The 19,850-nt window shown below is 52.5% G+C and carries 19 protein-coding genes; 17 read left to right on the top strand and 2 right to left on the bottom strand.

The window, feature by feature from the left end; genetic code table 11:
- Positions 1-156: 156 nt before the first annotated feature.
- A complete protein-coding gene (locus HF685_RS01130; RefSeq protein ID WP_168817854.1) occupies positions 157-822 on the top strand; it encodes a complex I 24 kDa subunit family protein in 666 nt (221 codons plus the stop codon).
- An 18-nt stretch (positions 823-840) separates the two neighbouring features.
- On the opposite strand, the gene HF685_RS01135 is transcribed toward HF685_RS01130, so the two are convergent.
- A complete protein-coding gene (locus HF685_RS01135; RefSeq protein WP_168817856.1) occupies positions 841-1,077 on the bottom strand; it encodes a hypothetical protein in 237 nt (78 codons plus the stop codon).
- Between HF685_RS01135 and nuoF the strand changes: the two genes are divergently transcribed.
- The 14 genes from nuoF to HF685_RS01205 all read left to right on the top strand — a co-directional run bounded on the left by nuoF (position 1,071) and on the right by HF685_RS01205 (position 15,725).
- Positions 1,071-2,378 (top strand): NADH-quinone oxidoreductase subunit NuoF, encoded by a 1,308-nt coding sequence (gene nuoF / locus HF685_RS01140; RefSeq protein ID WP_168817858.1) that lies wholly within the window; start codon positions 1,071-1,073, stop codon positions 2,376-2,378. The two genes, HF685_RS01135 and nuoF, sit on opposite strands and share 7 nt — an antisense overlap.
- 109 nt (positions 2,379-2,487) lie before the next feature.
- The gene (locus HF685_RS01145; protein ID WP_168817860.1) at positions 2,488-2,697 is read left to right on the top strand and encodes a hypothetical protein; all 210 of its coding nucleotides are present in this window, start codon (positions 2,488-2,490) and stop codon (positions 2,695-2,697) included.
- A gap of 85 nt (positions 2,698-2,782) precedes the next feature.
- Entirely contained in the window at positions 2,783-4,798 is a 2,016-nt protein-coding gene (gene nuoG / locus HF685_RS01150) for an NADH-quinone oxidoreductase subunit NuoG (protein ID WP_168817862.1), read from the top strand.
- On the top strand, positions 4,795-5,850 hold the full coding sequence (nuoH, locus tag HF685_RS01155; protein WP_168817864.1) for an NADH-quinone oxidoreductase subunit NuoH: 1,056 nt from the start codon (positions 4,795-4,797) through the stop codon (positions 5,848-5,850). The genes nuoG and nuoH overlap by 4 nt, the downstream gene beginning before the upstream one ends.
- On the top strand, positions 5,847-6,332 hold the full coding sequence (gene nuoI, locus HF685_RS01160) for an NADH-quinone oxidoreductase subunit NuoI (RefSeq protein ID WP_168817866.1): 486 nt from the start codon (positions 5,847-5,849) through the stop codon (positions 6,330-6,332). The genes nuoH and nuoI overlap by 4 nt, the downstream gene beginning before the upstream one ends.
- A 37-nt stretch (positions 6,333-6,369) precedes the next feature.
- Positions 6,370-6,987, top strand: a complete 618-nt coding sequence (locus HF685_RS01165; protein ID WP_168821087.1) for an NADH-quinone oxidoreductase subunit J — start codon at positions 6,370-6,372, stop codon at positions 6,985-6,987.
- Positions 6,984-7,289 carry an NADH-quinone oxidoreductase subunit NuoK gene (gene nuoK / locus HF685_RS01170; protein WP_168817868.1) on the top strand — a complete coding sequence of 102 codons (306 nt, stop codon included), beginning with the start codon at positions 6,984-6,986 and terminating at the stop codon, positions 7,287-7,289. The genes HF685_RS01165 and nuoK overlap by 4 nt, the downstream gene beginning before the upstream one ends.
- Before the next feature lie 4 nt (positions 7,290-7,293).
- On the top strand, positions 7,294-9,297 hold the full coding sequence (gene nuoL, locus HF685_RS01175) for an NADH-quinone oxidoreductase subunit L (RefSeq protein WP_168817870.1): 2,004 nt from the start codon (positions 7,294-7,296) through the stop codon (positions 9,295-9,297).
- Positions 9,298-9,326: 29 nt separating this feature from the next.
- Positions 9,327-10,838: an NADH-quinone oxidoreductase subunit M gene (locus tag HF685_RS01180; RefSeq protein WP_246218852.1), complete on the top strand. Its 1,512-nt coding sequence runs from the start codon at positions 9,327-9,329 to the stop codon at positions 10,836-10,838.
- Positions 10,838-12,292, top strand: coding sequence for an NADH-quinone oxidoreductase subunit NuoN (gene nuoN, locus HF685_RS01185; protein WP_168817874.1), 1,455 nt, complete (start codon positions 10,838-10,840; stop codon positions 12,290-12,292). The genes HF685_RS01180 and nuoN overlap by 1 nt, the downstream gene beginning before the upstream one ends.
- Before the next feature lie 47 nt (positions 12,293-12,339).
- Complete coding sequence (locus HF685_RS01190) at positions 12,340-13,005, top strand: biotin--[acetyl-CoA-carboxylase] ligase (RefSeq protein ID WP_168817876.1); 666 nt, start codon at positions 12,340-12,342, stop codon at positions 13,003-13,005.
- Between the two features lie 15 nt (positions 13,006-13,020).
- The gene (locus HF685_RS01195) at positions 13,021-13,800 is read left to right on the top strand and encodes a type III pantothenate kinase (RefSeq protein WP_168817879.1); all 780 of its coding nucleotides are present in this window, start codon (positions 13,021-13,023) and stop codon (positions 13,798-13,800) included.
- A complete protein-coding gene (locus HF685_RS01200; RefSeq protein WP_168817880.1) occupies positions 13,800-15,440 on the top strand; it encodes a ribonuclease J in 1,641 nt (546 codons plus the stop codon). Before HF685_RS01195 ends, HF685_RS01200 begins: the two co-directional genes overlap by 1 nt.
- A gap of 6 nt (positions 15,441-15,446) precedes the next feature.
- Positions 15,447-15,725, top strand: coding sequence for a DUF1467 family protein (locus tag HF685_RS01205; protein WP_168817882.1), 279 nt, complete (start codon positions 15,447-15,449; stop codon positions 15,723-15,725).
- A 7-nt stretch (positions 15,726-15,732) separates the two neighbouring features.
- Here HF685_RS01205 and HF685_RS01210 read toward each other — a convergent pair whose 3' ends face one another.
- Positions 15,733-18,069, bottom strand: coding sequence for a coiled-coil domain-containing protein (locus HF685_RS01210; protein WP_168817884.1), 2,337 nt, complete (start codon positions 18,067-18,069; stop codon positions 15,733-15,735).
- Positions 18,070-18,138: 69 nt separating this feature from the next.
- Between HF685_RS01210 and HF685_RS01215 the strand changes: the two genes are divergently transcribed.
- Both HF685_RS01215 and HF685_RS01220 read left to right on the top strand, forming a co-directional pair.
- Positions 18,139-18,447 carry an Hpt domain-containing protein gene (locus HF685_RS01215; protein ID WP_168817886.1) on the top strand — a complete coding sequence of 103 codons (309 nt, stop codon included), beginning with the start codon at positions 18,139-18,141 and terminating at the stop codon, positions 18,445-18,447.
- 83 nt (positions 18,448-18,530) lie between these two features.
- The gene (locus HF685_RS01220) at positions 18,531-19,736 is read left to right on the top strand and encodes a hypothetical protein (RefSeq protein ID WP_168817888.1); all 1,206 of its coding nucleotides are present in this window, start codon (positions 18,531-18,533) and stop codon (positions 19,734-19,736) included.
- The last annotated feature ends 114 nt before the right edge of the window (positions 19,737-19,850 follow it).

A 19,850-nucleotide genomic window follows, 5' to 3' on the forward strand; every position in this document is an offset into this window, starting at 1 on the left:
TGATACTTGTAACGCTCCCTACAAAATCGAAGCCCGCGTACTTACTCGTCATGCTGAACTTGTTTCAGCATCCATCGTGCCCACGCGAGGCCTGCATCAAGATTATAAGTGGACCCTGAAACAAGTTCAGGGTGACGAAACTGGGGGTGTTGTTTGATGGCTGAAGCAGCAGCAATTCCCGACGAAATCGAAACTCGCGCCAAATGGGGCGATTTTGCTTTTACGCCCGCGAATGAAAAACTCGCCAAGTGGCAGATCGCGAAATATCCGGATGGCCGCCAGAAATCGGCGGTTATGGCCTTACTTGATCTGGCTCAGCGGCAGGTTGGCGAAGATACCAAAACCCAAGGCTGGCTGCCAGTTCCGGTGATCGAATATGTCGCCGAGTATCTCGGCATGCCCTATATGCGGGCCTACGAAGTCGCGACCTTCTACACCATGTATAATCTCGCGCCGGTGGGCCGTTATCATGTGCAGGTTTGCGGCACCACGCCTTGCATGCTGCGCGGCAGCGATGATGTGATGGCGGCTTGTAAAAACAAGGGCATGGCCAAGGGCAAGACCACGCCGGACGGGCTGTTCACGCTGACCGAGGTCGAGTGCATGGGCAATTGCTCCAACGCGCCGATGGTCCAGATTAACGACGATAATTACGAAGATCTCGATTACGACATCATGACGCGGATTTTGGAAGATCTGGCGGCGGACAAGAAAATTCCTGTGGGCTCGCAAATTGGCCGCAAGACAAGCGAAGCTGAGGGCGGGCCGACGAATTTGAAAGAAATGGTCAAGGCCAATCACGATTACCGGAGCGAGTGGTGATGGGTTTCTATGCCCAATCTATATGCCAATCCGTTCGTCCTGAGCTAGTCGAAGGACCTCTATCGGATTTACGGTGCATTGACGCGAGGGCTGCTTCGACAAGCTCACCACGAACGGGTCTGTTCCCGGCAGTGACGGACGGGGAGCGTTAATGCCATGCAGATCGACGGATATGCTGGATGGATTGGCCTCGCGGTTGTCATCATTGGAGTTATCGGCGGTCTCTGGGGCCGTTGGAGGAAAAAATAATGGCATTTGATTTCCTTCAGGACAAGGATCGCATCTTTACCAATGTCTATGGCTTCCAGTCATGGGACTTGAAAGCATCGCGGCAACGCGGTGACTGGGACAACACGGCTGATATTATCAAGCGCGGCAATGACAAGATCATCGAGGAAATGAAAGCCAGCGGCCTGCGCGGGCGCGGCGGCGCTGGTTTCCCGACCGGTCTCAAATGGTCGTTTATGCCCAAAGAGTCTCCCGACGGTCGTCCCAGCTTTCTGGTTATCAACGCCGATGAGTCCGAACCGGGCAGCTGCAAGGACCGCGAAATCCTGCGTAATGATCCGCACAAGTTGATCGAAGGCGCGCTGATCGCCGGTTTTGCGATGCGCGCACGGGCGGCGTACATCTACATTCGCGGCGAATATATCATGGAAGCCAAAGTCATGGAGGCGGCCGTCAAGGAAGCCTATGATGCGGGCCTGATCGGCAAGAACGCCGCCAAATCGGGCTATGATTTCGACGTGTTTGTCCATCGTGGCGCAGGCGCTTATATTTGCGGCGAAGAAACCGCGATGATCGAAAGTCTCGAAGGCAAAAAAGGCCAGCCGCGCCTGAAGCCGCCGTTTCCTGCGGGTGCGGGTCTCTATGGTTGCCCGACAACGGTAAATAACGTGGAGAGTATCGCTGTCGTCCCCACGATCATGCGGCGCGGCGCAAGCTGGTTCGCCAGCTTTGGCCGTGAAGGCAATCACGGTACAAAATTGTTCCAGGTCTCCGGTCATGTCGACAAGCCGGCGGTGTTCGAAGAAGCTATGTCGATCCCGTTCAAAGACATGATCGAGAAACATTGCGGTGGTATCACTGGCGGATGGGATAATTTGCTCGCGGTTATTCCGGGCGGTTCGTCGGTCCCATTGGTGCCAGCCGAGCAGATCATGGACGCGCCGATGGACTTTGACGGGCTCAAGGATTTGGGTTCCGGCCTAGGTACGGCGGCGGTCATCGTGATGGACAAATCCACCGATATCGTTCGCGCCATCTCAAGGCTCGCCTATTTCTATAAGCACGAGTCATGCGGCCAATGTACGCCATGCCGCGAAGGCACTGGCTGGATGTGGCGCGTGATGGAAAAAATGCGCGATGGCGATGCGGATATTGAAGATATTGATACGCTCTATGAAGTGACCAAACAGGTCGAAGGCCATACCATCTGCGCGCTTGGCGATGCTGCGGCTTGGCCAATTCAAGGGCTGATCCGTCACTTCCGCCCAGAAATGGAACGGCGGATACGCGAGCACAAGGGCGAAGAAATGATGGAGGCGGCGGAGTGAATATTTGTTCCCAAACCGTCATTGCGAGCGAAGCGAAGCAATCCAGTGCGTCGCTCGCTCTGGATTGCCGCGTCGCTTCGCTCCTCGCAATGACGCCGGGAGCGGCATCATGAAGGCCGTTTTGCCTGAAGAGAACAAGCGCGATGGTCGCAAAGCTAAACTTGACCAACTTGAAGAAAAGGCGCTTCTCCCTGGATCCCCGGCTGCTGGATTTTTCCAGGTAATAGGTTTGTTCTCAATAGTTTTAGGAGGCTTAAGCCTTTTTGGTGAAAGCGGAGAAATCGGATTGGCGGTTATCCTATGTGGGGGTTTACGATAGCGTTTGGTCGGTTGCATCAGTCTGTTTTAGACATCCGAACGCTGTTACTGCGCCAGCAATACGGTAGTGAAGAGGATGCATCCTAATGCCTAAAGTCACCGTAGATGGCATCGAAATCGAAGTGCCGCAGGGCGCGACCGTGCTGCAGGCTGCCGAACTTGCCGGCAAGGAAATCCCGCGTTTCTGCTATCATGAGAGGCTCAGCATCGCGGGCAACTGCCGGATGTGTCTGGTCGAAGTGAAACCGGGACCACCGAAACCGCAGGCTAGCTGTGCTTTGCCCGCTGCCGAAGGTCAGGAAATCCGCACCGACAGCGAAATGGTCAAAAAGGCGCGCGAAGGGGTGATGGAATTTCTCCTCATCAACCACCCGCTTGATTGCCCGATTTGCGATCAGGGCGGCGAGTGTGACTTGCAGGATCAGGCGATGGCCTATGGCAAGGGCGGTTCGCGCTACGAAGAAAACAAGCGCGCGGTTACCGAAAAATATATGGGTCCGATCGTCAAGACGGTGATGACCCGCTGTATCCACTGCACCCGCTGCGTGCGGTTCAGCGAGGAAGTCGCCGGCGTTGAAGATATTGGCGCAATCGGTCGCGGCGAGAATATGCAGATCACCTCCTATCTGGAAGGCGCTGTGCAAAGCGAGCTTTCGGGCAATGTTGTTGATCTCTGCCCGGTGGGTGCGCTGACCAGTAAGCCCTATGCCTTTGAAGCGCGTCCCTGGGAGTTGACCAAGACTCTCGGTATCGATGTGATGGATGGCGTTGGTACAAACATCCGCATCGATTCACGCGGTCGTGAAGTGCTGCGCGCGCTGCCCCGCGTCAATGATGACGTGAACGAGGAATGGGCGACCGACAAGACGCGGCATGCGATTGATGGCCTCATGAAACGCCGACTCGACAAGCCTTATGTGCGCCGGAACGGCAAGCTGGAAGAAGCGAGCTGGAATGAGGCATTTCAGGCGATTGCTGATGTAAACGCCGGCAGTTCTGTTGCGGCAATTGCGGGTGATCTGGTTGATTGCGAAACGATGTACGCGGCGAAGAAGCTGCTGAAATCAATGAAGTCGGAGATGCTCGAAGGACGTCAAACCGGACTTTCGTATGACGTTTCCAATCTCGCCGCTGTGAATTTCAACACTACTATTGCTGGCATCGAACAAGCGGACGTAATCCTGCTGGTTTCGACCAACCCGCGCTGGGAAGCGTCTTTGGTCAACACACGCATTCGCAAAGCTGTGCGCCGCGGCAAGACTAAGGTTTTTGGCATCGGTCCAGAGGTGGATTTGACCTATCCGGTCGAATGGCTCGGCGATGATATGAGTCTGCTGGCAAAACTGCCCAAGGCGGCTGCCGATGCGCTGAAAGGCGCGGAACATCCGGCCATCATATTGGGCGGCGGCGCGTTGAGCGTCGAGGGTGCGCATGGTGCGGCACTTAAACTGGCTTCGAAATACAAGCTGATCCGTGACGACTGGAACGGGTTTAACGTCCTGCATATCGGAGCCTCGCGCACAGGCGGCCTGATGCTCGGCTATGCCACTGAAGGCGGGATTAAGGCGATTGCTGCGAAGAAACCGAAATTATTGTTCGCGCTGGGCGCAGACGAAATGAATTACGAACTGTTCACTGATAGCTTCAAGGTGTTCATCGGTCATCATGGCGATGCAGGTGCGCATGCGGCAGATGTGATCCTGCCCGGTGCCGCTTATACCGAGAAAAACGGCACTTATGTGAATCTTGAGGGCCGCGTGCAGCGTTCGAACAAAGCGATTTTTGCACCGGGTGATGCGCGGGAAGACTGGAGCATCTTGCGGGCGCTGTCCGATGTGATGGGCAAGACCTTGCCATTTGACAGTTTTGAGGAATTGCGCGCCAAAATGGCGAAGGACCATCCCGAATTGGCCGAAGAGGCGCTGGTGACATTTGACTGGACTCCGCCATCAGGATTGCCGAGCGCACCAAAAGGCAAGGGTGTTCATCCGATCAAGGATTTCTATCTGACCAACAGCATCGCCCGTGCAAGTGCAACGATGCAGCGTTGTTCTGCTGAATTGTTGCATGCCGATGATCAAGTGCTGGAGGCGGCGGAATGACCGAATATCTCCAATCCCTCATCGGCTATGAAGCAGGCTGGTTCTTTGCCACCCTCGCGTTGATCCTCCTAATTGCGCTACCTCTGATGCTCGCGGTTGCTATGATTATCTACGCCGACCGTAAAATCTGGGCGGCGATGGCGCTGCGGCGCGGACCCAATGTGGTGGGACCATTCGGCTTGCTGCAAAGCTTTGCCGATGGTTTGAAAGTCTTTCTTCAGGAAACCATTATTCCATCAAGCGCGAACAAGGGGCTTTTTCTAATAGCGCCGATTATCACCTTTACTGTCGCCTTGCTCGCTTGGGCAGTGGTCCCGTTTGGCGATGGCATGGTGCTGGCCAACATAAACATAGGCTTGTTGTATATCTTGGCGATTAGCTCGCTGGGCGTTTACGGTGTTGTGATTGCTGGCTGGGCAAGTAACTCAAAATACCCGTTTTTCTCCGCAATGCGTGCTGCCGCGCAAATGATTAGCTACGAGGTTTCCATCGGCTTTATCATCATTTCGGTGGTGATGATGGCGGGGACATTTAACCTGTCGGAAATCGTTCTCAGCCAGTCGGGCCATATTTTCGGGATGATTAACGCCTACGGCGTCAACCCGCTGCTGTTCCCGATGGCGGTGGTATTCCTGATCGCTTCCATCGCGGAAACTGCACGGCATCCGTTTGATTTGACCGAGGCTGAATCGGAACTGGTCGCCGGTTATCAGACCGAATATTCATCCATGTCCTTCGCACTATTTTGGCTTGGTGAATATGCCAATATCCTGCTGATGTGTGCGCTCAATGTGATCATGTTCTGGGGCGGATGGTTGCCGCCACTCAACGTTGACTGGATCCCGTGGTTCGATATTCCAGGCATCGTCTGGCTGTTCGGCAAGATGTTCTTTTTCTTCTTTATCTTCAGCTGGGTGATGGCGACCGTGCCGCGCTACCGCTACGATCAGCTGATGCGTCTGGGCTGGAAGATATTCCTGCCGCTAAGCCTGGCTTGGGTTGTACTAATAAGTGGATATGTGATGATTACCAAAGTTGGATTGCCTCTATGACCATCGCACAAACCATCAAAGCTTTCACGTTATGGGAGTTTGTCAAAGCCCATGCGTTGACGCTGAAATATTTCTTCAAGAAGAAATATACGATTAACTATCCCTATGAGAAAAACCCGATTTCGCCGCGGTTCCGGGGAGAGCATGCGCTGCGCCGCTATCCCAATGGCGAAGAACGCTGCATCGCCTGTAAGTTGTGCGAGGCGGTTTGTCCGGCGCAGGCGATCACGATTGAGGCCGAGCCGCGCGAAGACGGCTCGCGCCGCACCACCCGCTATGACATTGATATGACCAAGTGCATTTACTGCGGATTTTGTCAGGAAGCCTGCCCGGTCGATGCGGTGGTTGAAGGACCGAATTTCGAATATGCGACCGAAACGCGCGAAGAATTGATTTACGACAAATCAAAGCTGCTGGAAAACGGCGACAAATGGGAGCGGGCAATCGCGGCAAACCTTGCCGCCGACGCGCCCTATCGTTAAGGGGCTGGCATGAATTTACGGGGTTATCCAAAACGCAATAATGCAAATTTTCGCATTCTATCTATTCGCAACACTTGTGATTGCCAGCGGTGCGTTTTGCATTTTTGCGCGCAATCCGGTGCATAGCGTTTTATGGCTGATCCTGGCGTTTTTCAACGCAGCGGGTCTGATGCTGCTGGTCGGCGCGGAGTTTATAGCAGCGCTGCTGGTTATCGTCTATGTTGGCGCGGTTGCGGTATTGTTCCTGTTCGTTGTGATGATGCTCGACATTGATTTTGCCGAACTGCGCGCCGGTTTTATGAAGAACCTGCCGCTGGGACTGGTGATCGCAGTCATATTTGCGGCAGAACTCATCATCTTTGGCGTATTGGGCTGGTCATCTGCTGGCGCGGGCGAGGCAACAGCCGTTATCGGTCCTCGGCAAGGCGCGCCTTCCAACATCGAGCAATTCGGAGCAATCCTCTACACCGATTATATCTTCCTGTTTGAAGCGGCCGGCCTAATTCTGCTTGTTGCAATGGTCGGGGCGATTGTCCTGACCAACCGGAAACGCGGTGGTGTACGTGTGCAAAGCGTGAGCCAGCAAGTCAATCGGCGTCCCGAGGATGCCACGCGCAATACGCAGCCGGAAGTCGGCAAGGGAGTAGAGTTGTGATCGGCATTGAACATTATCTCGTGGTCAGTTCGATCCTGTTCGTCATGGGCATGCTCGGCATTTTTCTAAACCGTAAAAATATCATCATCATCCTGATGGCGATTGAATTGATCTTGCTTGCCGTGAATCTGAATCTGGTGGCTTTCAGCGCCTTTCTTGGTGATATGACCGGGCAGATTTTCGCAATGTTCGTGTTGACTGTCGCCGCTGGCGAAGCGGCGATCGGGCTTGCCATTCTCGTAATTTATTTCCGTCAACGCGGCACAATTGCTGTTGATGATGTCAACCAGATGAAGGGTTAGGGATTTGACGATCCAGCTTATCGTTTTCCTGCCGCTGCTGGCAGCCATTGTCGCAGGTTTCGGCAACCGCGTGATTGGCAATGTGCCGGCAAAACTGGTCACGACCGGGGCGCTGTTTGCTGCTTGTGCGCTTAGTTGGCCAATATTTATCAGTTATGTCACAGGCACAGCCACGCCTGAAGTTGTGCCCGTATTGCAATGGGTCGCGTCTGGCGATCTGAATTTTGATTGGGCTTTGCGTGTTGATACGCTGACCGCGGTGATGCTGGTCGTTGTGACCACAGTATCGGCGCTCGTGCATCTCTATAGCTGGGGCTATATGGACGAAGACCCCGATCAGCCGCGCTTCTTCGCCTATTTGTCGTTGTTCACTTTCGCCATGCTGATGCTGGTGACAGCCAATAATCTGGTGCAGATGTTCTTTGGCTGGGAAGGTGTCGGACTCGCGTCGTACCTATTGATTGGTTTCTGGTTCAAGAAACCAAGTGCCAACGCTGCGGCCATCAAGGCTTTTGTTGTGAACCGGGTTGGCGATCTGGGCTTCATGCTGGGTATCTTCGGCACATTCCTGGTCTTCGGCACTGTTTCCATTCCCGAAATTCTCGAAGCTGCGCCAGCGATGGCAGGGTCAACTATTACCTTTGCGGGCATGCGTCTCGATACGATGACTATACTCTGCTTGCTGCTGTTTATCGGCGCAATGGGCAAGTCTGCGCAATTGGGTCTCCACACTTGGCTACCCGATGCGATGGAAGGTCCAACACCTGTTTCTGCGCTGATCCATGCCGCCACTATGGTGACGGCCGGCGTATTCATGGTTTGTCGCTTGTCGCCAATGTTTGAAACCAGCCCGGTGGCTTTGACTGTCGTAACAGTGATCGGTGCGTGCACGGCGATTTTCGCCGCTACGGTAGGTTTGGTACAAACAGATATCAAACGCGTAATCGCTTACTCAACCTGTTCGCAACTAGGTTATATGTTCTTCGCAGCTGGCGTTGGCGCTTACAATGTGGCGATGTTTCACTTGTTCACCCACGCCTTCTTCAAGGCGTTGTTGTTCCTTGGCGCAGGTTCGGTGATTCACGCGATGCACCATGAACAGGATATGCGTTATTATGGCGGATTGCGGAAAGAGATTCCGATCACATTTTGGGCCATGATGGCCGGAACGCTGGCGATTACCGGGGTTGGCATTTACTGGATACATGCCGGTTTTGCAGGGTTCCACTCCAAGGATGCAATCATAGAAGCGGCATTTGCAGCGGGCAGTGAAGTTGGGCAATTTGCCTTCTTCATCGGCGTACTAGCGGCCCTGTTAACAAGCTTTTACAGCTGGCGGCTGATGTTTCTCACATTTTGGGGCAAACCGCGCTGGATACAGTCGGAACATATTCAACACAGCGTTCACAAAACACCGGAAGAAGCTGGTGATGATCAGACTGGCGGATACCATCCTCATGAAAGCCCGCTGTCGATGCTGGTCCCATTGGGCGTTCTATCCGTTGGCGCTGTTTTTGCCGGCTTTGTGTTCAGCCACGCCTTCATCGATGACGGCAATTTCTGGAATGGTTCGATCGCTTATGATGCCGGCCTGATGCACGCGATGCACGAAGTGCCACTTTGGGTAAAGCTATCTGCTACTGCGGCCATGCTAACCGGTTTGGCAACGGCCTATTTCATGTATTTTCGTGGCACCGATCGTCCGGCACGTCTCGCCGCGACCTTCAGCCCACTGTATAAGTTCTTCTTCAACAAATGGTATTTCGACGAACTCTATGACCGTATCTTCGTTCGCCCCGCATTCTGGTTCGGGCGTTTGTTCTGGAAAGCCGGAGACGAAGGCACCATTGATCGCTTTGGCCCCAATGGCATTGCATCGGTCATCGCTGGCGGTTCCGGCGTTATGAAACGCTTCCAGAGCGGCTATCTCTATAGCTATGCGCTCGTCATGCTCCTTGGTCTAGCCGCTGCGGCAACCTGGATTATCGTTCAGGGAGCCAGCCATTGAACCAGTTTGATTTCCCGATCCTGTCGCTCATGATGGGACTGCCAATGCTGGCAGCGATTATCTGCCTGTTCCTGAATGCACAGGCTGCGCGTTTGCTGGCGCTGGCAACAACTTTGGTGCTTTTCGTGCTTGGTGTCGTGCTTTGGGTCAATTACGATATCGGCGGCCCGCAATGGCAATATGTCGAGCGCGCGGAAGTGTTCGGCAATTTCGCTTGGGCGCTGGGCATAGATGGCATTTCTATGATGCTAATCATGCTCACCGTGTTCCTGATGCCGATCTGCATTGGGGCAAGCTGGGAAGCGATCCAGACCCGGGTTGGCGAATATATGGCGGCATTCCTGTTCATGGAAGTGCTGATGATCGGCGTGTTTGCGGCGCAGGATATGTTCCTGTTCTATATCCTGTTCGAGGCGGGCCTGATTCCGATGTATCTGATCATCGGTATCTGGGGCGGCGCAAACCGGATTTACGCCAGCTATAAATTCTTCCTCTACACGCTGCTAGGTTCGGTTGTCATGCTGATCGCAATGCTCTGGATGGTGCAGGAAGCGGGCACGGCGGATATTCCGACATTGCTCAATTATGATTTCGATCCGAGCGCGCAAACGTGGCTATGGCTAGCGTTTTTCGCCAGCTTCGCGGTAAAAATGCCGATGTGGCCGGTCCATACATGGCTACCCGATGCGCACGTTCAGGCACCGACCGCCGGGTCTGTGATTCTGGCTGGCGTGCTGCTCAAAATGGGCGGCTATGGCTTCCTGCGTTTCTCGCTTCCGATGTTCCCGGAAGCATCGGAGCAGTTTATCTGGCTGATCTTCGGTCTGTCGATGGTCGCAGTGGTCTACACGTCGCTCGTTGCTTTGGTGCAGCAGGATATGAAGAAGTTGATCGCCTATAGCTCGGTTGCCCATATGGCGATTGTGACGCTGGGGCTATTTGCTTTTAACCGTCAGGGCATTGAAGGCGCGATCATCGTGATGCTGAGCCACGGATTGGTTTCCGGCGCGCTCTTCCTTTGCGTTGGCGTGATTTACGACCGGCTGCACACCCGTGAGATTGACCGTTATGGTGGGCTGTCAATCAATATGCCGAAATACGCACTGCTGTTCATGCTTTTCACAATGGCATCGGTCGGCCTGCCCGGAACCAGTGGTTTCGTAGGCGAATTCCTCTCGCTCGTTGGTCTTTACAAGGTCAATAGCTGGGTCACTTTGGTGGCGACGACGGGCATCATCCTAGGCGCAGGCTATATGCTTTATCTCTACCGCCGCGTGGCCTTTGGAGAACTCGTGCATGAGGATGTCAAGGAAATGAAAGACCTGTCGGCCCGGGAAATGGCGTTGCTGGCTCCAATCGCTGCGGCTGTCATGTGGATGGGTGTTTATCCCGAAAGCTTCCTGGCTCCGATCCGTGGCGATGTTGGAACACTGGTCGCGCGAATTGATCGTGCTGCGCCTGAAGGTGACGCGCATCTGAAAATGGGCGAGGCGAAAGCGGTTATCAAAAAAGAACATCATTCTGAAGGGGAGGCACACTGATGGATTATGCCATCTCCCTCTATTTTACCCGGCCCGAGATCATTCTTACGATCAGCAGTCTGATCTTTCTGATCATGGCAGCCTGGGGCGGCCAGAAATCTGCCCGTCTGATAACTATATTGGCGGTTGCAGCGCTATTTGGCGCATCGGCGTATCTCATCGAGTTTATGACCAACGACGCCTATGAATTTGGCGGAGATGCTTTCGGTGGGCTTTATCGAATGGACGCATTCAGCAACCTAACCAAGTTGCTGATTTATTTGGCGGCGATAATATCATTGATTGTTGCGCCACGTTTCTTCCAGAAAACCGGGGAATATCGACCAGAATATCCGGTTCTGATCATCTTCGCCACCATCGGCATGGGGATGATGGTGTCGGCAACAGACATGCTGACGCTCTATATCGGGCTCGAACTCAACAGTCTTTCAGCTTACGTACTGGCCAGCTTTATCCGGACCGATAGCCGAAGTTCAGAGGCTGGTCTGAAATATTTCGTACTCGGCGCTTTGGCAAGCGGCATGCTGTTATTCGGCATTTCATTGGTCTACGGATTTGCTGGATCAACTAGTTTCTCGGTGATCAGCGAAACCTTGAGTGGTGATCTTTCAACCGGACCCTTAATTGGTGTGGTCCTGGTGCTTTCAGGGCTGGCGTTCAAAATTAGCGCTGTACCCTTCCATATGTGGACACCCGACGTTTATGAAGGCGCACCAACCCCAGTCACGGCCTTTTTCGCCAGTGCACCAAAGGTTGCTGCCGTTGCGCTGACCACGCGGGTGATAATCGATGCTTTTGGCGGGCAAACGTCTGCATGGCAGCAGATTATCGTTTTCGTCGCTTTGGCGTCAATCGTGCTCGGCGCGGTGGCCGCTATCGGGCAACAGAATATTAAACGCCTGCTGGCCTACAGCTCTATCAACAACGTCGGCTTCATGCTGATTGGTTTGGCGACAGGAACGGCGCAGGGCGTGTCAGCCATGCTCTTCTACCTCGTTGTCTATCTGGCAATGACGTTGGGCAGCTTTATCTGCGTTATGGAAATGCGGGATAAAGACGGCAAACAGTTGGAAACCCTTTCCAGCCTTGCCGGTCTATCGCAAACCCGTCCGGGATTGGCGGCAGCCTTTGCTGTTTTCATGTTCTCATTGGCCGGCATTCCGCCGCTATTCGGTTTCTGGGGTAAGTTCCTGGTATTTGATGCGGCAGTGGCTGCGGGTATGTTACCGCTGGCCGTAATTGGTATTGCGGCGTCGGTGATCGGTGCCTTCTACTATATCAAAGTCGTCAAGATCATCTATTTTGACGATCCAGCAAACGAGATTGTGAAGACCGGGCACAAGACTGAAAATGCAATTATCGGTGCTCTAGCGCTGGCCGTGTCGCCGCTGGGATATTTCACTATTCCGTTACTCGCACCGATTACAGCTAATGCCGCGCAGGCTTTATTCTGAACGTTCAAATAGAAACAGTCGCCGAAACCGCATCGACAAATGCGGACATGAAGCAGCTTGCTGCAAATGGTCTGGCTGAAGGATTCTGGCTCCGTGCGGAAAAGCAGACTGGCGGGAAGGGCAGGCTGGGCCGCAAATGGGAGAGTCCGGAAGGCAATCTCTATTGTAGCACCTTGGTGCATACCAAACCTGATGACCCGCCTGCAACATCACTTTCGTTCGTTTCATCTCTCGCCGTCTTTGATGCGATAAAAATATGCCTGCCGGATGCTGAACTCGAACTGAAATGGCCTAATGATATCCTGCTCACGGGGCATAAGCTTTGCGGCATATTGCTCGAGCGCTCTGAAAATCGCGTTATAATCGGCATCGGCGTAAACGTTGCCGTTGTACCGGAAGTCGAGGGCAGGGTTGTGACCAGTTTACACCAGGCGGGGGTGAACTCTGCTCTTACGGCCGCTGACTTTCTCGAGCTATTAGCAGCAAGATTTGCCCACCGATTGGAAACATGGCGCTCCGCAGGATTGCGAAAAACTCTCGATAATTGGGAAAAACTGGCACATGGCATTGGTTCGCCATTGTCGGTGACCATAGATAAAGATAATCGCATTGAAGGCCAATATGCCGGATTGTCGGATGCAGGTGCGCTGCGCTTGAGAAAGCCGGACGGAACGCTTATCGACATTCATGCTGGCGATGTTGAAGCCGGCTAAGAGAAAGGGTTTGCCATGTTACTAGCGATAGATGCCGGAAACACCAATGTCGTGTTCGCGCTGTTTGATGGTGACGAGATCAAGGCGCGCTGGCGTATTGCTACCGATGCCCGGCGGACAGCGGATGAATATGTTGTCTGGCTGAGGCAATTGCTGGAATTGAATGCACTGGATCTTGATGCGGTTAACGCAGTTATCATAGGGACCGTGGTTCCGCGCGCGCTCCATAACCTGACGGTTTTATCGGAGAAATATTTTGGCGTGACTCCGCTGGTGGCCGGTCGCGGCGCGGCGGAATGGGGCATCGCCCTTGATGTCGAACAGCCAGATACTGTTGGTGCCGACCGCGTACTGAACGTCATTGCAGCCCATGATACGTACAAGCAGGATATTGTGATCATCGACTTTGGCACGGCGACGACGTTTGATGTCGCTGACTATGCAGGCGCCTATAAAGGCGGGGTCATTGCGCCTGGTATTAATCTGTCGTTAGATGCACTGGTCGGGAAAACGGCCCAATTACCGCGCATTGCCTTGGAATCCCCTGAAACTGACAGCGTGATCGGAACCACGACCGAAAGCCAGATGCTAATTGGCATTTTCTGGGGTTATGTCGCCATGATCGAGGGCCTGGTCGCGCGCACCAAGACCCAGATCGGTCGACCCACAAAAATTATAGCAACCGGCGGCCTTGCCGTCCTTTTCGATGAACATACTGATGTGTTTGATCATCTGGAGTCCGACCTCACATTGCGCGGGCTTCTTATCCTCTACCAGAGAGCAACTAAAACCTAATGACAAAACCTAAAAACGAACTACTTTTCCTGGCCCTTGGCGGGTCAGCGGAAATTGGTATGAATGTGAACCTTTACGGCTGCGACGGCAAATGGGTGATGGTCGATTTAGGCATGACCTTTGCCGATCCCGGCTATCCGGGTATTGACCTTGTTTTTGCCGATTTGGAGTTTATCGAGAAGCGTAGAGAGGATCTGCTTGGTATCGTCCTCACCCATGGTCATGAAGATCATATCGGCGCGATTCCTTATTTTGCCGCTGAACTGGACGTGCCGCTCTTTGCGACACCGTTTACAGCCGGTCTGATTCGCCGAAAGCTGGAAGAAGCAGGTCTTGAGAATGATATTGAACTCAATATCATTCCCAATGAGGGCAGCTTGGAATTGGGGCCATTTGGTTTCCAATATTTTCCCATTGCTCACAGTATTGCAGAGGGCAATGCGCTTTTGATCGACACGCCTTATGGCAAGATATTCCATACTGGTGACTGGAAACTGGATGACGAACCGCTACTCGGCGTTCCGGCTACACCAGAACAGTTCACCGCCGTCGGTGATCAGGGCATATTGGCGCTAGTTTGTGATTCCACCAATGTTTTCAATGATAAAGCGTCAGGTTCTGAAGGTGAGGTCCGCCGGAATTTGATACGGGTCGTGGATGATATTGATACGCGTGTTGTGGTGACCACATTTGCCTCCAATGCCGCACGTTTGCAGACATTGGGTGAAGTTGCAAAACATTCGGGGCGTACCTTGTGCGTAGCAGGCCGCTCGCTTGATCGCATTATCGAAAATTCCCGGGAAGCCGGATATCTCAAAGATTTCCCGCCGACGGTCGATTTTGACGAAGCGATGAGCTTGCCGCGGGATAAAGTCATGATCATCGCCACCGGCGGGCAGGGTGAAGCCCGCGCCGCTTTGGGACGAATTGCTGGCGATTCCCACAAGATCAAGCTGACTGAAGGCGATCATGTGCTCTTCTCGTCCAAGCAAATTCCCGGCAATGAAATCGCCATTGGCCGTATTCAGAACCAGCTCGCCGCCAAAGGCGTGGTGATGATCACCGAGCGGCAGGAGCATATCCATGTCTCCGGCCATCCCGGACGCCCGGAACTGGCAGCAATGTATGAATGGATCCGTCCTGAAATACTCGTGCCGGTGCATGGCGAAATTCGCCATATGAAAGAGCAGGCGCGCTTTGGTAAAGCGCAGGGCATCCCTCATGCGATATTCCAGCAAAATGGCGATGTTTTAAAGTTGGCCCCGGGTGAACCGAAAGTCATAGGGCAGGAACGCACCGGGCGACTGGTCTTGGATGGTGATGTGATATTACCCGCCGATGGCAAAACACTGAATAACCGTCGCAAAATTGCTCATAACGGATCGATTGCCGTGGCTGTGGCGTTGGATGACGGTGGAAGAATATTCGGCGAGCCGGTACTGAAGCTGCAAGGCGTCCCTCTTGAAGAAGACGAGGACGAGTTTCTTGACGAAGTTTGCGCTGAAATAACAAATAAATACAAGAAACCCGTTGGAGATTTGGAGAAATTTTCCGAGCAGATCCGTCTATTGGTGCGCCGTGCGGCAACCGAATGGACAGGCAAAAAGCCGGTAGTTTCGGTGTTGGTGATTGAGGCATAACTGGATATGGAAACAGTATCAATAATCGCGATTTATGCTCTGTTCTGGGTGCTTTCTGCCTTCATCATCTTGCCGTTCGGCGTGAAGAATAACAAGGAGCTGGGCGTTGATGATATTCCCGGCCAAGCTGATGGGGCACCGGGGAATTTCAAGCCGTTAAAGGTCATCGGTATGACCACGCTGCTTGCGACGGTCGCCTTTGGACTATTCTATATGAATTATATCAACGGATGGATCACGCTCGACACAATTGATATTTTCAACAGTCGAGAGCGTCTCCGCTAAGCTGCGTTTATCCCCGCAGACGTTCAATAGCCTGGGCCAGCGCCACGTATAACTTGCCAATATCCGACGACAGAAGCGTTACGCTAATCGCGCTGCCATCGCGGGTTGCCAGCACTCCGCGGAGCATCGCTTCAAAATCATGAATATAGCGGTTAACATGCTCGCGAAATTCAGAGTTCGCGTCATATTCCGTCAATATTTCGCGGACTTCGCCGCTATCCAGCAAGCGCACGGCGCGGCGCGTGAATATACCGCGATCGCCTTTTAGATAGGCTGCCCATTCGGTATCTGTGACCTCGTTCGAGAGTATTTTGTTTACATCAATCGCCGTTGAATTGAGTGATTCGGTAAGCATGGCAACGCGCCGGGTGAAATTCTCGTCGCTGCTCTGCTCCGCTTTCTCCTTAGCGAACAATATGCGCTGCTCTAGGTCCGCAGTCATATCTTCGATGGCTTTGAGTTGTTCAGTCAGATGGCCAGCTGTGGACTGGGTTGTTGCAACGGCGCTGGCGACTGCAGCTTCCAGTTTCGGCGCAATAGACGAGATTTTCTCATCGATAATCCGTGACAACGCTTCTTCGCTTACTCTTTCAAACGTTTGCGCGGATCCAGTGATGGAATTTTCCAATGCCTCCCGGGTATATTCGGAAGCCTGGTTTGCGGTTTCTTTAACTCTGAGTAGCGCGCTAATCAGTTTCTCACCTGAGCTTTCCGCGAGCATTTCATTTTGTTCTCGTACCTCAGCCAGGGATTTCGCTAGTTCATCGATCTTGTCCAGCGCGGTCTGCGTGGTAGCGAGGCCATCATCTTGCAGTCTTTTGAGGTTTTGGCCTTGTGCGGCAATTGCTTCATCAGCCTGACGCACCGAGGCCGCAACCCCCTCGGCCGCTTCGCCGGCTTTCTGGGCTTCGTTGGTTATTTGCCGATAAGTTGTTAAGCTCTCTTCAGTTTTGGCTGTTACGCGTTCGAAGGCTGCGGGTAGGGTCTCGTCAAGTTCGCGAGCGCTGCTATCGAGCGCGGTAAGAAGTTTCTCCATTCGTTCGATCATGCCATCGGCTACGCCATGCCCTACTTTCAAGGAATTTTGCATGCTGTTGCAGTTTTCTTCCAAGGCAGCGATACCGAACGCAAGTTTTGCCGTTTTCTCCCCGCTTTCATTGTCGAGACCGGCAACTTTTATCGAAACGTCGGCGATGCTCTGGTGCAATTCATCCACCAGTGCTTTGAGCCGCGTTTCTTCATCATCAGCGGTTTCGCCGAGAGCCTTTAACGCCGTTTCGAAAGAGTCGAGGTCACCCTTTATTGCCGTTGAAGTTTCAGATGTTTCCTGCGCGAGGCTGATCTGCGCTTGTTTGAGCGATTCAATAACTTCTGCGCTGCTGGATTTTAGCAGAGCGGCAATTTTTTCAGTACCAGTCTCGGTTTCTTCAAGCTGCTTGTTGAGGCGTTCGGCGATTTGGTCGGCCGTTTCTGAAAGTTTTCCTAACGATTCATCGGAGCCTTTCGTCAAATCATTAATGCTCTGCTTTGCTGCGGTGCCAACTTCGCCAATGCGCTTCAGAGTTGTCACCATCGCCGCCATCTCGGTCTGCGCCGTTCTGCCAGAGTTGCCGATTTGATTGGTCACGTCTTTTGCGGTGTTGATAACGACCGGCAAATGTTCCCGGAGTTGTTCCAGGTTTTTGTAAGCCGCATCGCTTACGTCACCCAGTTTATTCATTTTCGTCAAGCCATCAGCTAGCGAAGTCTTTATGGCACCAGCAGCAGTCTGCAATTTTTGTGACGATTGTTGGCCAAAAAACTCCAGCTCTTTGGTTTCTTGCATCAAAAATTCACGAGCTATCGAAAGTTCGTTATTTACCGTCTTGAGCCTGGTTTCCAGCTGATCTGATTCAGTCCGCAGTGATTGTGCGACATCATTGAAGCGGGAAGCTTCATTTGAACTGTTCCGCATGTAGAGCAAATATGCCACGCCGAGTGTGGCCAACGGCAAACACCATTGAGTGATCAGATCAATGCCGGATTTCAACGTTGGTATTGTTGTAAAAATGTCGCGGTTTGCCCACAGGAAAAAGCCGGTCCACAGCAATGCCCCAAACACGGCTAAAGCAGGGATGGCATATTGCTTTAAAGTCGACTCTACAGGCTCTTCATCAGCATAATATTTCCATTCATCAGCTTCGCCATCACCTTCAAAGTCTATGTTTTCAGTCACATATTCTGATTCTTCAGAAGCGAGCTCGGAGGGACTATTCTCCTCCTCACCCTCGACTTCGGAAGCTTCAACCAATGGCTCATCCGCTTTGTCGCGCCACATCCCGATAATTTTTGATCCACCTGTCATGACATCTATTTACCATAAATCTGATCGTAAGAAACCATTAGTTAACCATGGAGCTTCTATGAGGTTGGCATGTCATTTGACTATGGGGCTCTTGATGCAGCTTTGGCTGCTGCGGTAGGTGATGATCAATCACTGATTTCAGAATTGCGCACAGCATTTTTGGAAAGTGCGAAACGACAAATTGATTTGCTAGGCCGCGCGAGATGCGATGCGAACTGGGAATATGCAGCCTGGCGATTGAAAGGCCTGGCGGCGAGCTTCGGAGCGATCAATGTTTTGCAGCTCGCCGACGAAGCGGCTCATTCGGCACCCGGTGACCCTGTGATTCTCCGTAAACTGGAGAGGGCAATCACTGCGATTGAATCGCGTCGCGACTGATCTATTTTGTTAAACAACCGTTAGATTGCAAGCCCAACCCACTGCGCCTATGAAGCGATTGAGGTTATTCGGGATCGCGATAGTTGAAGCTTGCTCTTATTTCATTTGCCAAAGAAGATGTCGAAACGCGGGTGCCCATCGGTTTGCTGCCGCTATTCAATGGAACGGTTGCTCAGGCTCAAGTGCAGGCAGTGTGCGCCGCTGGCGCTGAGAAAATCATATTTCTTAGCCCAACGATGTCTGGCGCGCTGCTCCAATATATCGACCGTTTGAAACAGGAAGGTATTAGCGCAGAAATTGTTCGCTCGGCGCAGGATCTCGCGCAATATGCCTCGGATAATGATGACCTGCTCTATTTGGAAGATGGAATTTTGCCCGGAAAAGATTTGATAGACGCTCTTGGGGTAGGGCAAGGCGAAACGATATTTGTCGCATCAAATGCGGATCAATATTCACACTTTGAACGCATCGATCTCAATCACCGATGGCTCGGGATTGCTAAGCTGAAAGCATCGCGGTTGTCAGCTTTGCTCGATCTCCCCGATGATTGGGACATTGGCTCGGCTTTGCTCAGAACAGCTGTTCAAGCGGAGTGCAATCGAACAATAATTTTGGATAGTGACATCGATAATGGCAGGATCCAAACGCTCTTTAGCAATGTTCAAATTGCACAATATACGCGTTCCGAACTCAACAACAGCGGTTCGCTCCAAGAAAATTTTCTAGAAAAATGGATCGCTTGGCCGTTAACGCGGCGTTTGCTGCCAAAGCTTTGGAGAAGAGAAAATTCTGCACGGAATATAGGCATTAGCAGCATGGTCTGTGGAGCCATAGCCACAGTACTCGCATATTTTTCCTGGTCGGTTGCATCTCTTGGTTTTCTGGTAGCGGGTTCTTTGCTGGCATATGTTGGGGGTCGAATTCCGATTTTTGCGCGTCGTCCGAATGGCGAACGGGTTCAAAATATTGCTTTTGCAATTTTGACCCTTATTGCGTTGATAATACTGGTTTTTGTGGAATCAGGTCCACGACTTTTGTTGCCAAATTTGGTGATTCTGGCCATATTTGTGGGAAATTTGGCAACGGCAATAAGGGGGCGATCCAGCGGCCGTTTAGCAATGCTGAAACCCAGTATTTTGCTCGTCATAATGATTTTTCTCGCTGGTGCGTCCTTTGGCAGTTTTGTTAGTGGTCTCTATGTCGCTGCACTATTCTGCGCGGCTTTCCTGGTGGCACATTTGGGTTTGTCACGCGATAATGACGGTGATGTCCAGAATTCCGCCAAATAGCGCGCTATTGCACTTAGCCGGATATTAACCACATTAGATTACGGCCAGGCTATGGCGAAACGAGATTTTTCAATGGACGGCAATCAAGGACAAAGGCTTGTTCAGCAGGCTACG

The organism is Parasphingorhabdus halotolerans (genome assembly GCF_012516475.1).
Taxonomy (GTDB): domain Bacteria; phylum Pseudomonadota; class Alphaproteobacteria; order Sphingomonadales; family Sphingomonadaceae; genus Parasphingorhabdus; species Parasphingorhabdus halotolerans.